The following is a 14,958-nucleotide window of genomic DNA, read 5'->3' as shown; positions in this document are numbered from 1 at the left end:
ATGGGCACACAAGATGCCCACTCCGTTTCTTCACGCTGCATTAAGCTTACAGATACGCGCCACCGGAAACTTCCAGACGCTGCCCGGTGATCCAGCACGCCTCGTCGCTGCAAAGAAAAGCGATAACGCTTGCGGCATCTTGGGGCACACCCACGCGACCCAGCGCCGTGATCGAAGCAATGTAATCTTTGGCTCCAGGCATTGCTTCAAAGAGCTCCTTGTTAAAGTCGGTATCGAGCGCTCCCGGTGAAACAACATTTACCGTAATCTGGCGTTCGCCCAATTGCTTGGCCAAATATTGCGTGAGCGATTCTACCGCGCTTTTGATAGTGGCATACGCAATAAGCGGCAAGAAGGCCGTGCGCGTCGTGCCAGAACCGAGATTGATAATTCGCCCACCGTCGTTCAAACTTTCCACAAGCTGCTGTGTTAGAAAGAAGACGCTTTTGAAATTGGTGTCATATTGGGCGTCCAGGTCGGCTTCGCTCACGACACCAAATGGTTTTCGGCAGATGATCCCGGCATTGTTTACCAAAATGTCGAACTTATCGCTGCCCCACTGACTGAGTACTTCTTTGAACTGCGTTACCAGTGTAGGGATGTTGGCCGTACCTTGTAAATCTACTTGTAAAACGGCCGCTTTGCGACCCAGTGCTTCAATTTCTGCGGCCGTTTGCAGGGCAGCCTCGGCCTGGGAATGGTAGGTAATACAAACATCTGCTCCTGCTTTTGCCAACTGGAGGGCCACTGCCTTGCCCAAGCTGCGACTGCCACCTGTAACCAAGGCAATCTTATTTTCTAATATCGTCATTTTTTTCACCTCAACTGATTTGTCTGTAAAACGGATACGATGTTTCCAAGATAAACCAGGAGGCAAAGCGGTTAAAGGCAAATCTGGCAGACAGTCTGATACATTTCTCAGATTTTACTACCCGTTTGGTGTTTGTGGCGAAATTGAGTAGGCGTTACCTTCGTGTGCTTCTTAAAAAATTTAGAAAAATAAGAAGGTTCCTGAAAGCCCAATTGGTAAGCAATTTCTTTAATAGATTGCTGAGAGTGCATCAACTGTGCCTGAGCTTCGGCAATTGTTTTTTCAATAATCCAATGGTTAACGGTCTTTCCGGTTTTGCTTTTAATGACCGTGCTTAAATAGTTGGGATGCAAGCCTAGCAGCGTGGCAAAATCCTGCACCTGAAAGATTTGATCCGTCTTGTCAGCGACCAAGTCACGGAAATGGGCTTCCAGACTTTGTTTGAAAGTTGTCACAATTTGCGAACCGCTGTTGCCCTCCGCTTGGGGATCATAATTGTCCCAAAACATCTCTTTAATTTTGAGCAGAAAAACAACGAGTAAGTTGCCCAGAATTTTGTTTTTGTAGGCTGATCTGCGCTGATATTCGGCAATGAGTTGATCGCACAGAGCAACGAATGGCGCAAAGTCGGCGGGCTTAAGGTAATGAGGTGGCACGGTTTCGGCTAGCAAAAAGGGAAATTCATCAAATACCGTTTCATGAACATATTGCTTTAAGAAATTTTCTGAGAATGTGATGATGTAACCCTGATAAGGCTCCTCAATTTGAAAACCTTTGATGTGACCGGGATTGGTAAAGTAGATGGTGCAGGGCTGCGTAGTAAAAGTTTGGTTGTCTAGGATGTAGCTGCCTTGGCCTGCCTGAATGATGACAATGGTGTAGTAGTTGGCTCTAAAGAGTGGCGACTTGCTGGGATATTGCTGCCGAAACGTATCGGTTTTATGAATCGTAAACTCAGTTTTCTGGGCTAGGGGAATGCCTAACGCTTGGTAGAATTCCGATATGGTGTTGTAAAGTTTGATTTCGCCGCTTCTTACCATTTCTGCCACAACTCAGGAGGGCGGTGGGTTGGTGGGGGGAATAGTGGGACGTGGCGGTTGCTGGCGCGACGGCCGTTTCCGAATGTGTGGCCGTAGTGGGTGCATTGCGGCCGTAATCACCTCGCTTACCTTCTCTACCAACACAAACTCCAGATCGTCCCGCAGCCGCTCCGGGATGTTTTCCAAATCCCGCTCGTTTTTCTTGGGCAGAATAAATTTGGTGATGCCTGCCCGCCGCGCTGCCAACGCTTTTTCGCGGATGCCGCCCACAGGCAGCACCCGCCCACGCAGCGTGGTTTCACCCGTCATGCTCACGTCTCGGTAAATGGGCCGATTGGTAAAGGCGGAGATAAGTGCCGCCGCTAATGACACACCTGCCGACGGGCCATCTTTGGGCACAGCCCCCTCTGGCAAATGCACATGGATGTCGGTCTTTTCAAACCGTTCACTGTCGATGCCCAATGCTTCTGCCTGACTGCGGGTGTAAGTGAGGGCAGCGCGGGCACTTTCTTGCATCACGTCGCCTAGTTGCCCGGTGAGTGTTAGATTGCCTTTGCCGGGCATCAGATTGACTTCAATAAACAGGATATCGCCCCCGGCGGCCGTCCAGGCGGCCCCGGTGGCAATGCCCACCTGGTCTTCATCTTGCAGCATTTCCTGTGAAAAGCGGGGCGGGCCGAGTAATTCTTCTACTTTGTCGCCGCTGATTTGCTGGGGATACGGCCGTTCCTCAGCCACATCCCGCGCAATTTTACGGCACACATTAGCCACCTCGCGCTCCAAATTGCGTACCCCCGCCTCTTGCGTGTAGGCACGAACGATCCGCTGCAAACCTTCATCTGTAAATGTCAATTCTAACTTATCAAGGCCGTGTGCATTTAGCTGTTGGGTGACCAGAAATTGGCGGCAAATCTCCAGCTTTTCTTCTTCCAAATAACCAGAAAATTCAATAATCTCCATCCGATCTTGCAACGCCGGTGGAATCGTATCTAAATAGTTGGCAGTGGTAATAAACAAGATTTGCGACAGATCGTAATCCAAATCGAGGTAATGATCCGCGAAGCTGTTATTTTGCTCTGGGTCTAACACCTCTAGCAAGGCGGCGGATGGATCACCGCGAAAATCGTTGCCCAGCTTGTCGATCTCGTCCAACATGAACAGCGGATTGCGCGTGCCCGCCCGCTTCATGGCCTGGATAATGCGTCCTGGCAATGCCCCAATGTAGGTGCGGCGATGGCCTCGGATTTCGGCTTCATCCCGCACGCCGCCCAGGCTAATCCGCACAAATTCACGCCCAAGCGCATTGGCAATGGAACGGCCGATCGACGTCTTGCCCGTTCCCGGTGGGCCAACAAAGCATAAAATGGGGCTGCGCATCTTGTCAGCGGCGATCTTTTTGACGGCAATATATTCCAGAATGCGATCTTTTACTTTTTCCAGGCCGTAATGGTCATTGTCCAAAACCTCGGCCGCGTGAGCCACGTCCAAATTATCTTCAGACGTTTCTAGCCAGGGGAGCGACAAAACCCAATCTATGTAGGTGCGAATAATGCCCACCTCTGGCGACATCGGCGGCATGGCACCCAGTCTGGCAATCTCTTTGTCTACCTTGGCACGCACAACATCTGGCAGCGGCTTGGCGGCAGCCATCTCGCGCACCTCTGAGATTTCCTGGCTAAACAGGTCGCCTTCGCCCAGCTCCCCCTGAATAACGCGCATCTGTTCACGCAAGAAATGCTCACGCTGTGAGCGATCCATCTCTTGCTGCACGCGGGAATGGATTTGGTCTTCCAGTTCCAGCACTTCTAGCTCTTTAGCCAGCAGCATACTCACTTTTTGTAGTCGTTCATTGGGGTTAAACGTTTCCAGCACGTCTTGGCGCATCTCGATAGGAATGTTCAGCGTGGAGGCCACAAAATCAGCCAGCCAGCCCGGTTCGTCGATGTTGATGGCGAAAGTGTAGGCATCTTCCGGCATGTTGCGGTTGAGCATGACGGTTTTCTCGAATAGCGTCAGCACGGCGCGCATGAGGGCCTCGGTGTTGCGGTCCCAATCCATCGGCTCGTAAATCACTTTGGCCCGAACGCGAATATAAGGTTCCCATTGGGTAAACTCAGCAATTTCCACACGGCGACGGCCCTGTGCCAGCACGCTGGTGCTGTTGTCTGGCATTTTAAGGGCTTTGCCAATAGTGATTTCAGTACCCAGGCTATAGATGTCACTGGCAGTGGGGTCTGTTACATCGCTATCTCGCTGAGCAGACACGACCATGTTTTCGTCGTTGGCAATGGCGGCTTTTACAGCGGCCAGGGAGCGTTCGCGCCCGACAAAGAGGGGCATTACCATCTGCGGGAAGAGGACAATGTCTCGCAGGGGTAGAAAGGCGAGTTCGATGTGACCATCGGCATCGGCCGTTTCTTCACGCTGGGGGAAGAGATCGTCCTCCAGGCCGGGCATAGCGTCGAGTAAATCTGGATATTGGCCGAAGCCAAATTCTTCGTCTAGTGACATAGTTTTTTCCAAAGATGGGCCACAGAGTGCACAGAGATTTTTGAGAGCGTAGCTGGTCTGTGGCTGTTAAAGAGATTGGTGCGTAACTTGGTGTGCCAACAGTTGGGATTGTAGACTTTCCCATTGATTTAGCAAATCGCCAACGACGATGATGGAGCCGGTTACGCAGATGAGATCGCCAGGTTGTGCTTGCTGCCAATTGGTGGTGAGGGCGGTGGCCATGTCGGGAACGGCCGTAACCTCAAACCCTAATTTTGCTGCTATTTCTGCCAACTGCTCTGGCGTGGCGCTGCGAGGATGGCTGGCAGTGGTCATGGTGGTGTGGTGCGCCAGCGGCAGCAAATCGGCCAACATTTGGGGCACATCCTTATCGGCAGGCGCGCCAAAAATGAGCCAGAGTCGATTGTAATTGAAGCTGTGGTGCAGGGCGTCGCGCAGCTTGTGGATGGCATCCGGATTGTGGGCGCAATCGACCAGCAGTGTGGGCGTTGCTTTGTCACCGGGGTGGATTATGTCTAATCGACCCGGCCAGCGCACGCTGGATAGCCCGGCTTGTATCGTTGACAGGGTGAGCTTAGGAAGGTGAGGCTGCACTTGCTGTAGAGCAGCCAGGGCAACCGTGGCGTTTTCCAGTTGGTGGTCGCCGCCCAAGGGCAAACTGAATTGGCTGCCGGGCGGGATTTGTTCAGGGAAGGGGCTGTGGGTAATGGTAAGCGTTTGCTGATTTGGTTGGGCAGCAACGCCTCCCACATATTCCCAATTCTTGCCAACGATGCTAATGGGGACTTCTCGCTCGGTGGCAATTTTTAATAATTCTTGGGCGGCTTCTGGCTCCTGGTTGGCGGTGATGACAGGGATGCCAGCTTTGATAATGCCCCCTTTTTCATGGGCAATTTGGGTGAGGGTGTTGCCTAGCAAATCAGTGTGGTCAAAGCTGAGCCGGGTGATCACGGAGACGAGGGGCGTGAGGACGTTGGTGGCATCGAGTCGCCCGCCCAGACCGACTTCAACAACGGCAATATCCACGCCTACGGCAGCAAAGTGCAGGAAGGCGATGGCGGTGAGAATTTCAAACCAGGTGATGTCTGGAAATTTGTCTTCAACGGCGCGAATGTTGTTGATTTGGTGGATGAATTGCGGCTTGGAAATACGGCCGTCTGCATCATCTGGTGTTAAAATACGCACCCGCTCCCGAAAATCTTGCAGGTGGGGGGAGGTGTAAAGGCCGACGGTATAGCCTGCGGCGCGCAGCGTGTAGGCGCAGATGGCGGCGGTAGAGCCTTTGCCCTTGGTACCTGCGATGTGGATGGCGGGAAACTGCGTATGGGGATTGGCTAGCGCGTCCATGAGGCGACCGGGACGCGTATGGTCTAGCTTGCTAGCCATGTACCGGTCCTGTTTTTTGGCCTCGAAGTTGATAAAACTATAAAGATAATCCAACGCTTGCTCATATTCAGCCGCGTCGGTTTGGTTGTTTGTTTTGTCAGTCGCCGAATTGTTCATAGGGTGCGATTGTAACCAATTGTGGCGTTTGATGGAAGAGGTTTTTAGTGGCTGGTGGTTAGTTGTAAGCAAACCAAACTAACCACTAACAAACTAACCACTAGCCACCGTTAGTAGGAGTTTATGATGGGATTTGTTGTTGTGCTGCATGAAGGCCTTTCTAACATGGCCTGGATGTTTTTTTTGGCAATTGGTGTGTGGGGGGTGGTACGTGCGATTCGGGGGTTGCCGGTGGACGGTAGCTATTTGGGTGCAGCCGCGATTGGGCAAGGACTGTTTATTTTGCAGGCTTTGATCGGGGTGATTTTGTGGGTAAACGGCCGTCTCTCAGCCTTGGCGCGTCCTGAAGTGCATGTGCTGTACGGCGCGTTTGTCGTCGTTTTTCTGCCGTTCATCTACTTTACTGCCCTGCGTGGGGATGATTCCAACCGGGGGCAGTGGGTGCTGGCGTTTAGTAACTTGTTCCTCTTTGGCGTGGCTCTTCGCTTGATTAATACTGGCCTGCTGGGGTAGCCGCGGTTTTTTACCGCGCATCTGGGCTTGAAACGCGGAAAGAATCCGCGGCTACTTGTTTCGGCGGCTACGTCTGGAACCAGACCCCTTCGATGCGATACAGGCCGGGTTCAATCATTTGGATGGTTAGCCGAACGTGGCGACCTGGCGCAACTTCCTGGGTGGTGCTCAAGCTGGGATCAACCACGCTTAAGTCAAAAATATCTTCAACGCTGTCGGCGCGGACTTGCAGGTGGCATTCCATTGAATCATCCAGAAAGCCTGGCGTGTACAGATAATATTCCCCTTCAAGCTCTACCTCTGGCACAATGGCAAGCAATTCTCGGCATTGTTCCAACTGATCTTCGTTAAGCGTGGTGGTTTCGGTTGGCGGTTCTTCAATCATTACGGGTGTAGAGACACCGAAGAAGAAAAAGAAGATGACGACTGCCCCACATAGCAGCAGCAAGCACCCTGCTAATGCGATGACAATAATTATTACCGTGTTGTTTCGATTATTTTTATCCATTTTGTTTATCCTGCCGAATATTAAAGCGGGAATGTTATGACAACAAGTAGGGCCATTTCTTCCGCTTTTATTTTAGCAAACCAAATAAATATCATCTTTCGACTATCTGGTAAATTTTCTCCTTAGCTGTTCAGCTACCTCTTTACGCTCGATTTTGCCTGAAGCTGTCAATGGAAGCTGGGTTACCAGTTCAATCTGGCGGGGGATTTTGTAGCCAGCGAGATGCTGACGGCAAAAGGTGATGAGTTCTTGGGCGGAGACATTTGTGTTGGGGATGATTTGCACCATTGCCGCCATGCGCTGGCCCCACTCCTTATCTGGAATGCCCACAACACACGCTTCACTCACTTGTAGATGCTGGCGCAGCACTGCCTCTACCTCTGCCGGGTAGACATTTTCCCCCCCAGACACAATCAAATCGCTGCGCCGCTGCACCAGGAAGAGATCGCCATCGTCGTCCAGATAGCCGAGGTCGCCAGTGTGGATACTGTTGTGGGGAGATTGGAGATTGGAGGTTGGAGATTGGCTAGTTTCTAATCTCCAATCTCTAATCTCCTTTTGGTAATAGCCCGCCATGATGGTCGGCCCGGTTACCACAATTTCGCCGATTTCGTTGGACGGCCGTTCCATCCCATCCTCCCCCACAATTTTCACACGTGTAAACATGAGCGGCTTGCCCACGCTGCCGGGCTTGCGGGCGGCGTCGGCGGGCGGCATGGTCGCTACCTGGGAAGCGGCTTCGGTGAGGCCGTAGGTTGTGGCCACCAGAGGTGGGTGGTCGGTGGGCGGATTACTGATTGCTGCTAACCGATTACCGTTTACCGCTCTCGGTAAAGCGTTGGCTTGCGCCACCAGCTCTGGGGTGGCGGCGGCACCGCCGAGGAGGATGAGGCGGAGGCTGGCGGGCCAGTGGGTGCGGCTGGCCAACAGGCGGTGCAGCATGGTTGGCACCAGCGAGATGAGGGTAACGGGGTTGGTGTCGAGGTCATGGTTAATTTTTTCTGGGTCGAAGCGGGGATGGAGGGAAACGGCCGTGCCGTACAAGCAGCTCCGAAACAATACCGCCAGCCCGCCGACATGATACAGTGGCAAAACGCTCAGCCAAATCTCTTCTGGATTCACGCCCAGACGGTAAGACGAGGCCGTTGCGCTCCAAAAATGGTTGGCAAAAGTGAGCATGACGCCTTTTGGTTTGCCGCTAGTGCCGGAGGTGAAAACGATGGATTGGTAATGGTTAATATTAAATGGTAAATGGTTAATGGTTAATGCTGTTGGCCCGAACCACTCTCGGTTAACCATTAACAATTGACAATTAACCATTAACCATTCGCTTGCTTCTTGGCCAAGTTTGTCATTGGTGATTAGCCAGTTGGCTGCTACGTATTCAATTTGCCAGCGCAGTTCGGTGGGGGTGAGGCGAGCGTTAAGGGGGACGAGGATAGCGCCTAGCCGAGCGAGGGCGTGTACCAGACAAACGTAAGGTAGGCCGTTGGGCAGCAGCACAGCAACCAAATCGCCCGCCTGTACTCCTTCCTTTTGCAGCCGCGCGCAGATGCTGTTGACTATTTGGTTGAGTTCCGAATAGGTCCAGTGCCGCTCGCCGATGATGAGGGCGGGCTTGTCTGGCGTAGCCTGTACCCGGCTGGCGAGCCAGTCTTCCATTACGCGTTACCTTCCTTGAGCAGTTGGTTGATTTGGCGGCGGATTTGCTCGTCCTGCGCGCCATCGGTGAGCAGCTCGATGAGGCGGGGGGCGGGGTGAGCGACGGCCGTTTCCACCGCAGCAACAAACGATTCCCGATTTTCTGCCAAAATGTAGTCCAACTCAAACATGGCGGCGGCGTGGGCAAAGGTACGGCCGTGTGGCGTCAAAAAGCGGTCGGTAAAAGGTGGTTCATGCTGACTGATGGGCAGTCGGCGGAAGATGCCGCCGCCGTTGTTGTTGAGCACGATGATTGTGGCGTTGGGCGTCTGGCGGGCCAGCAGCAGGCTGTTTAAATCGTGCAGGGCGGTGATGTCCCCGACGACAATGAAGGTGGGGCGTTTGGTCGCTGTGGCAAGGCCCAGCCCGGTGGCAATGTTGCCGTCGATACCGGACGCGCCTCGGTTGCCAAAGATGTGGAGCGTTTTGGGGCGGGAACGGCCGTACTGGTCCAGATGGCGCACGGGCAGGCTGTTGCCGATGAGTATATTGGCGTTTTCAGGCAGTTGGTCTAGCAAAATCGGGAGTGCTGGGCCGTCGAACCAATGTTGATGTAGCTGGCTTTCCAGCGCGTCCCAGGCAGCTTTTTCGGTGGCGTAGATGGTTTGGTGCCAAGTGGGATTGGGTTGGTGATTTTCCAGGCGGGCGGTGAGTGTTTGACAAACGGCCGTTTCGTTCATCTGCCAAAAATGGGTGGTGCGCTGGCTGTCATCGGCCCACACGCCACTTTCGCGGATATGCAGGCGGATGGCTGGCTGGATTTTGTCCAGATAGGCGTTGAGCCATTTGCTGGTTGGCACCTGCCCAAAGCGCACAATCATCTCAGGCTCCGGCCAACCGGGGTTGTGCTGCAAAAATGTCTCGTAGCCGCTAATGGAAAGATTATCCACAGATTTCGCAGATTTTTTTTCCTCATCATCAAAACCTCCGCGGTTAAAAAAACGCACCCCAGACAGCGGATCGGCGAGGAGCGGGTAGCCGGTTTGTTGGGCGAGGGCGGTCACTGCTGCGGGGAAGTCTCCGCCGGGACAGCGCGGGCCGCAGATGATGAGTCCGCGTGGGTGATGGGTGAGAACGGCCGTTAGCCAATCGAGCTGCTCATCTGTGGGCATGATTTTGCCGCGAGAGATTGGAGACTGGAGATTGGAGATTGGGGTGGCCGATTCAATCTCTAATCTCCAAGCTCTAATCTCCTCAGCCGAAGGCTCCAGTGGTTTGCGGAAGGGAAAGTTGACATGCACCGGCCCTTTGCGCAGGCCGTTGGCGGTGGCATAGGCACGAACGGCCGTTGTCTGTACGTGTCTCAGTGCAACCTCCGGCACATCTTCTTGCGGGAGCGGCATGTCTACCGACCACAGCACCTGGTCCCCAAAAATCTTTACCTGGTCGATGGTCTGGTTCGCCCCGCTGTGGCGCAGTTCATGGGGGCGGTCGCCGGTGAGGATGAGCAGCGGCACCTGGCTCATTTGGGCTTCGATGATGGTGGGCAGGTAGTTGGCAACGGCCGTTCCCGACGTGCAAATCAACGCCACCGGCTTGTCGCTCGCCAGCGCCATCCCCAGCGCGTAAAAACCCGCACCCCGCTCGTCAATGTGCAAAAATGTCTCAATCCCTGGATGCGCCTCAAACGCCAATGTCAACGGCGTGGATCGCGAACCGGGAGAAATAACTACAGATTCTAGCCCAGCTTGCGCCAACCCATCCACAAATAATGCTGCAAAGCGCAGGTTGGGATTTTTAAATGGTAAATGGTTAACTGTTAATGGTAAATGGTTATTTGGCATTTTTTGTGGCTCGTTTCGCTTTGGCGGTGGTGATGCTGGCACCGAAAATGCGGCAGAGCTGTTCGCACTCTTGATGCAGTTCGTGAAGTCGGGCCGCAGGCATAATGTTTGCTTCCATCAAAATGCGCAGCCAAATTCTGGATTCGTTCAGCTCTTTCAAACCCAGCTTCATTTTGTGAATAAAATCTCGGTTACTTTCTGCGTTTCTGGCTTCAGCGTAATGGGCCGCAGGTGTGGTGCCGCTGCGCAGCAATTGCCCCGCGAAATGATTCCCCGTCCTTGAACTGGGCAAATTGTCACAAAGCGTCACAATTCGCACCGCAAACGTAATCAGCCGATCCTCAATATCTTGTCCTCTAGCCATTTTGAACCTCCCTAATTATGAACACGACATCAACCATTAACAATTTACCATTAACCATCAACCATTCCCAATGCATTGAGCATTGGCCGAAATTTCAGCGCGGTTTCGTCCCACTCGGCCTGCGGATCGGAGTCGGCGACGATGCCTGCGCCGGAGTAGAGCCAAATGCGGCGGTCTTGGGTGATGGCGGAGCGAATGGCGACGCCAAACGCTCCGTCGAGATTGTGATCCAGCCAGCCGACGGGGGCACCATACCAGCCGCGCGGCACGGGTTCTGCCTGGCCAATGAACGGTATGGCCAGCTCACGTGGCTGGCCACCCAAGGCCGGGGTGGGGTGCAGATTTTGCAGAATCGGAAGGACGCCGTTGGCCTGGTTGAGCGTGGCCTGAATGGGTGTAAACAAATGCTGGATGTAGCCCAGTTGGAGGATGCTGGGCTGCTTGGGAATGGTGAGTTCACTGGTTAATGGTTCCAGTCGCCGCCGGATTGAGGCAACGACAAGGGCATGTTCGTGCTGGTTTTTAATGGAGTTAAGCAATTCTTGGGCCAGGGCGTCGTCTTCGGCTGGGGTTTTGCCGCGACCAATTGAGCCAGCCAGACCCATGGTGGTGAGGGAACGGCCGTCCACCCCCACAATTAGCTCTGGCGTAGCTCCGTAGAAGGCATGAAACGGCCGTGGCTCAAACAAAAAGCGGTAGCAGTCCGGGTAGGTGGCGTTCAGGTATGCCAAAGCCCCATCCACATTCACCTTTTGCGCATAGCGAATCTCGCAAACCCGTGACAAGACAGCTTTGTTTAGCGGGCCATTTTGCATGGTTTTCGTGGCATGATTGATCATCTGCTCCCATTCTGCTTTGCTCATGGGATACTCAATGCGCAAAGCATCAGGCATGACGGCACTTTTCTCTGCGCCTTTACGTCTCTGCGTTAAAAAACCTTCCAACCACGCCGCCAGTGCCGCCCGCAGCTCCGGCAACAAACTGTCCGGGGCTTCGTCTGGGGGCAAGATGGCATTGAGCGTGAGCCAGCTTTCGCCATTTTGCTGAGTGAGCTGGTAGTGGGGCAGGATGAACTGGGCTGGGTAATGAATGGACCAGGTGTTGTCTGGCGTGAAGTCGTCGATGAAGGAGAAGCCACCGAATATGCGTGGGCCAGCCAACGGCCGTTCCTCACTATCAATCACCGCCTCAGCAAATAATTCTTGCACTTGCTGTTGAATTTGGTTGAAGCGGTCTGCCCCCCAGGCGATGAGATTAGCGGCGATACCAAACCCCGCCAGCGTCAGACCTCCGTTGGCATCGCTCCAAAAAAACCGCTCCTGGCCGAGGGCTTGTTGCAGGAAGACGGCCGTATCCGCCCCTGATGCTGGGATGGAGACGGAGAGAAGACGGCCGTTTTGGGGAGATCGGAGATCGGAGATTGGAGATTGTTCGTCGTCTCCTAATCTCCAATCCTTGTCCTGAGCGGAGTCGAAGGGTCTAATTTCCAATCTCTGTTTTTGTTTCAAAGCCCACACTCCTTAAAAGCACCGGCAGCAATGATTCCATAATCCGCTGCGGTTCTGGCTCGCTTGTGTACACCCAGCGGATGATTACGCCGTAAATCGCGCCCATCCAGGCGTAGGAGACCACTTCAATGTCGGTTGGCGGGATGTCACCCACGTCGATGGCTTCTTGCAAATAGGTGGCAATGAGATCGGCGAAGCGGTCGTTGACCTCGTTACGCTTATTTTCAAAGGTGGTGCCCAGGCCAACCGCCTGCACCAGCAGCAGCTTGGCCGGGCGGCGGTATTTGCCAAAGGTGGTCAGGCACGTTTCCAGGGCGACGCGGACGCGATTAATGCCCACTTCTTCTTGCTGGATCGCTTCCGTCACGCGCCGCTCCAGCAGATCGGCAAACTGGTCTACCAGGGCCAAAAAGAGCCGCTCCTTGTTGGGAAAGTGAAAGTAGATCGACCCTTTAGAGGTTTGGGACTCGTCCACGATTTCATCCATCTTGGTGTTGTAATAGCCTTTATTGGCAAAAATATTCAGTGCCGCATCCAGAATGCGGGTGCGGGTTTGGTCGGGGTCGCGTTTGGTGATGGGTTCGTTCATTTTTTTCTCGTTGCCCACTTAGACTTCAAAAGTCTTGGTTATTTTTACTGTTAGCCAAGTTGGTTTGTAAGACTTTTGAAGTCTTGTATTGAACCGACTGGTCAGTCTATTCATTTTACCCCTGAAAATAGCACAAAACGGCCGTCTTGGGGAGGCTCAATTTGGCATACGCTCATTTTAAGATGGTGATACAATGTGTCACGCTGTAGTCACGGCAACGTGGCACCCTTCCCCAAATATCCACAAGCCAACCTCCCGGAGGTTTGATCTCCAAAGCTGTCCTGAGCGGAAACCCGTGGGAGGTTCATTATCAAAGGAGAAATATGATGTTGATGGATGATCCCAAAGATTGGCAAAAGCGAATCGCGTCTTTGCAAACGGCCGTTTCTGAAACCTCAAGCATCGTGGAGGAGGTGCTGCTAAATCATGGTGATGAGGTGCTGACCGTATTTAATGCCAATAAAATGTCAACGGCAATGATGTCCCCCTTTCAGGCCATCAAGTCAGCCTTGGGTCAAGAAACCCCGCGCCAATTTTTGCAGAAATCTGCCTCGGAACGGCCGTCCGAAATTCCTGATGAATTGCGCGACTTTACCATTAGGGATTTTTACCAATTGGTGCAGGAGACGATGCAGATCAATAACTGTGCCAAGCTGCTAGAAGCCCTGAAAAATTTTGCCGACCAGGGCTTTGACTTCTTTATGGATGGCTACTATCGCAAGAAAAATTTGCCCCTGGCGGTCGATTGCCCGCCACGCTCGGTGATGCGCACGATTGTGAACCAGGTTTCGTTTGATCTGAGCGTCATTCAGGATGCGGTGAACCAACGTCGCCGATTGCTTGGCCGTTCTACCCAGCAATCTCGCGCGGTGTCAATGGCCGATCAGTTGGCCAACATGGCACTGGGTATGGCGGTGGATGAAGGTTTTTTGCCAGAAGAGACAACGGTCGTTACCTATCTGGCGAAATCTATTCGGGCCAGGCTGATACCATATTACGATGCGCTGCTTATCAGCATAGCCTATGCCTCTATTCAAAATGGCATCCACCCTTCGCGGGATTATTTAGCCATCCCGCATGAAATTGGGCATCATCTTTATTGGAACGGCCGTCATCCCCAAAGCAAAAATGATCTGAGGGATGAACTACTGGCTAATGCTGTCAAAGCGGGCATCGATGCAGGCGATTGGCGGCTTAACTGGCTGGAAGAGATCTTCTGCGACACCTATGCCCTCTTGCTGGCTGGCCCTGTCATCGTGCTGGATTTCCAAGACATGCTGGATGATGATATGTCCAGCCACTTTCGGGAAGATACCGATAAGCATCCAATACCGGAGATACGGCCGTTTATCCAAACCAATATTCTGCGCCGGGCCAAAGATGAAAATGGAAATGTGATTTATGCCCACGAATGTGACAAGCTGGATGAAAACTGGCGCAAATGGCTGGCCAAACATCCTCTACAGGCCAAATACGCCATTCGCGGCGAAGCCCAGCCCATGACCGGGCAAGCCATCGTCACCGCCATTGAGCCGCTCATCACCGTCATTTTAGAAACCGTTCCCGGCTTTGTACCGGACGAGCGAGAGTATAACGGCATGGAGGGCGGCAATGACCTGTCCAAGCTGTACCAGGAATTCCACAGCTACACCATGCCCAATGATGATAATGAGCTGGTGAACCTGTTTTTGGACGGCACCGGCACGCAAAAGCAATTAGACGAAATTCTGGGCAGTTACGCCGAAGTCCCCTTCTTGACCCACATTCGGGAGGTTACGAAGAAGAAGCCCAACAAAATTGACTCAGCCGAATGGCTGCAACTTCTCCGTTCTTACGGCTGGTCAGATGAAGGTCCTCTTGGAAGTGGTGGAATTACTAGTAATGGTGCCAGGTTTACCCTGTCAGCCACTCGCGACGGAAACAATGTTACAGTTACAGTAACGATTACAAATGGCATCAATGCCACGGTGGATTTGAAGTGTGTTCAAACAAACCAGACCGGGTCAGTTACAACATCAACTAGTGGCTCTTACACTTTTAGCAATGTTGGCAGCAGTGGCGGGCAGGTCATCGCAACAAATTCAACCCAGAATACATTTGTTACCTATCCTGCTGCTTAAACATTT

The 14,958-nt window shown here is 53.0% G+C and carries 12 protein-coding genes; 2 read left to right on the top strand and 10 right to left on the bottom strand.

Going from position 1 to position 14,958, the window contains the following annotated elements; translation table 11 throughout:
* Positions 1–46 precede the first annotated feature (46 nt).
* The 4 genes from ACOQPU_RS09495 to ACOQPU_RS09480 form a co-directional block, all read right to left on the bottom strand.
* Positions 47–811 carry an SDR family NAD(P)-dependent oxidoreductase gene (locus ACOQPU_RS09495; RefSeq protein WP_420644876.1) on the bottom strand — a complete coding sequence of 255 codons (765 nt, stop codon included), beginning with the start codon at positions 809–811 and terminating at the stop codon, positions 47–49.
* Positions 812–918: 107 nt separating this feature from the next.
* Complete coding sequence (locus tag ACOQPU_RS09490; RefSeq protein WP_420644875.1) at positions 919–1,851, bottom strand: helix-turn-helix domain-containing protein; 933 nt, start codon at positions 1,849–1,851, stop codon at positions 919–921.
* Between the two features lie 12 nt (positions 1,852–1,863).
* Positions 1,864–4,362 (bottom strand): endopeptidase La, encoded by a 2,499-nt coding sequence (gene lon / locus ACOQPU_RS09485; RefSeq protein ID WP_420644874.1) that lies wholly within the window; start codon positions 4,360–4,362, stop codon positions 1,864–1,866.
* A 66-nt stretch (positions 4,363–4,428) separates the two neighbouring features.
* A complete protein-coding gene (locus tag ACOQPU_RS09480; RefSeq protein ID WP_420644873.1) occupies positions 4,429–5,865 on the bottom strand; it encodes a bifunctional folylpolyglutamate synthase/dihydrofolate synthase in 1,437 nt (478 codons plus the stop codon).
* A gap of 123 nt (positions 5,866–5,988) precedes the next feature.
* On the opposite strand from ACOQPU_RS09480, the gene ACOQPU_RS09475 reads away from it, so the two are divergent.
* Positions 5,989–6,378: a hypothetical protein gene (locus ACOQPU_RS09475; RefSeq protein ID WP_420644872.1), complete on the top strand. Its 390-nt coding sequence runs from the start codon at positions 5,989–5,991 to the stop codon at positions 6,376–6,378.
* A gap of 67 nt (positions 6,379–6,445) precedes the next feature.
* Here the strand turns inward: ACOQPU_RS09475 and ACOQPU_RS09470 are convergent, their stop codons facing one another.
* From ACOQPU_RS09470 to ACOQPU_RS09445, 6 genes are all read right to left on the bottom strand, one after another.
* Positions 6,446–6,886: a hypothetical protein gene (locus ACOQPU_RS09470; protein ID WP_420644871.1), complete on the bottom strand. Its 441-nt coding sequence runs from the start codon at positions 6,884–6,886 to the stop codon at positions 6,446–6,448.
* Between the two features lie 102 nt (positions 6,887–6,988).
* Positions 6,989–8,548: an AMP-binding protein gene (locus ACOQPU_RS09465; RefSeq protein WP_420644870.1), complete on the bottom strand. Its 1,560-nt coding sequence runs from the start codon at positions 8,546–8,548 to the stop codon at positions 6,989–6,991.
* Positions 8,548–10,371: a 2-succinyl-5-enolpyruvyl-6-hydroxy-3-cyclohexene-1-carboxylic-acid synthase gene (gene menD, locus ACOQPU_RS09460; protein ID WP_420644869.1), complete on the bottom strand. Its 1,824-nt coding sequence runs from the start codon at positions 10,369–10,371 to the stop codon at positions 8,548–8,550. The genes ACOQPU_RS09465 and menD overlap by 1 nt, the downstream gene beginning before the upstream one ends.
* Positions 10,361–10,735 (bottom strand): four helix bundle protein, encoded by a 375-nt coding sequence (locus ACOQPU_RS09455; protein ID WP_420644868.1) that lies wholly within the window; start codon positions 10,733–10,735, stop codon positions 10,361–10,363. The genes menD and ACOQPU_RS09455 overlap by 11 nt, the downstream gene beginning before the upstream one ends.
* Before the next feature lie 50 nt (positions 10,736–10,785).
* Positions 10,786–12,243: an isochorismate synthase gene (locus ACOQPU_RS09450; RefSeq protein ID WP_420644867.1), complete on the bottom strand. Its 1,458-nt coding sequence runs from the start codon at positions 12,241–12,243 to the stop codon at positions 10,786–10,788.
* Positions 12,215–12,832 carry a TetR/AcrR family transcriptional regulator gene (locus tag ACOQPU_RS09445; RefSeq protein WP_420644866.1) on the bottom strand — a complete coding sequence of 206 codons (618 nt, stop codon included), beginning with the start codon at positions 12,830–12,832 and terminating at the stop codon, positions 12,215–12,217. The genes ACOQPU_RS09450 and ACOQPU_RS09445 overlap by 29 nt, the downstream gene beginning before the upstream one ends.
* 332 nt (positions 12,833–13,164) lie before the next feature.
* On the opposite strand from ACOQPU_RS09445, the gene ACOQPU_RS09440 reads away from it, so the two are divergent.
* Positions 13,165–14,952 carry a hypothetical protein gene (locus tag ACOQPU_RS09440; RefSeq protein WP_420644865.1) on the top strand — a complete coding sequence of 596 codons (1,788 nt, stop codon included), beginning with the start codon at positions 13,165–13,167 and terminating at the stop codon, positions 14,950–14,952.
* Positions 14,953–14,958 lie beyond the last annotated feature (6 nt).

This window comes from Candidatus Leptofilum sp. (assembly GCF_965223285.1).
In the GTDB taxonomy this organism is placed as follows: Bacteria; Chloroflexota; Anaerolineae; order Promineifilales; family Promineifilaceae; genus Leptofilum.
The sequence above is the reverse complement of the archived record's forward strand: the minus strand, read 5'-3'. Positions and strand labels throughout refer to the sequence as shown.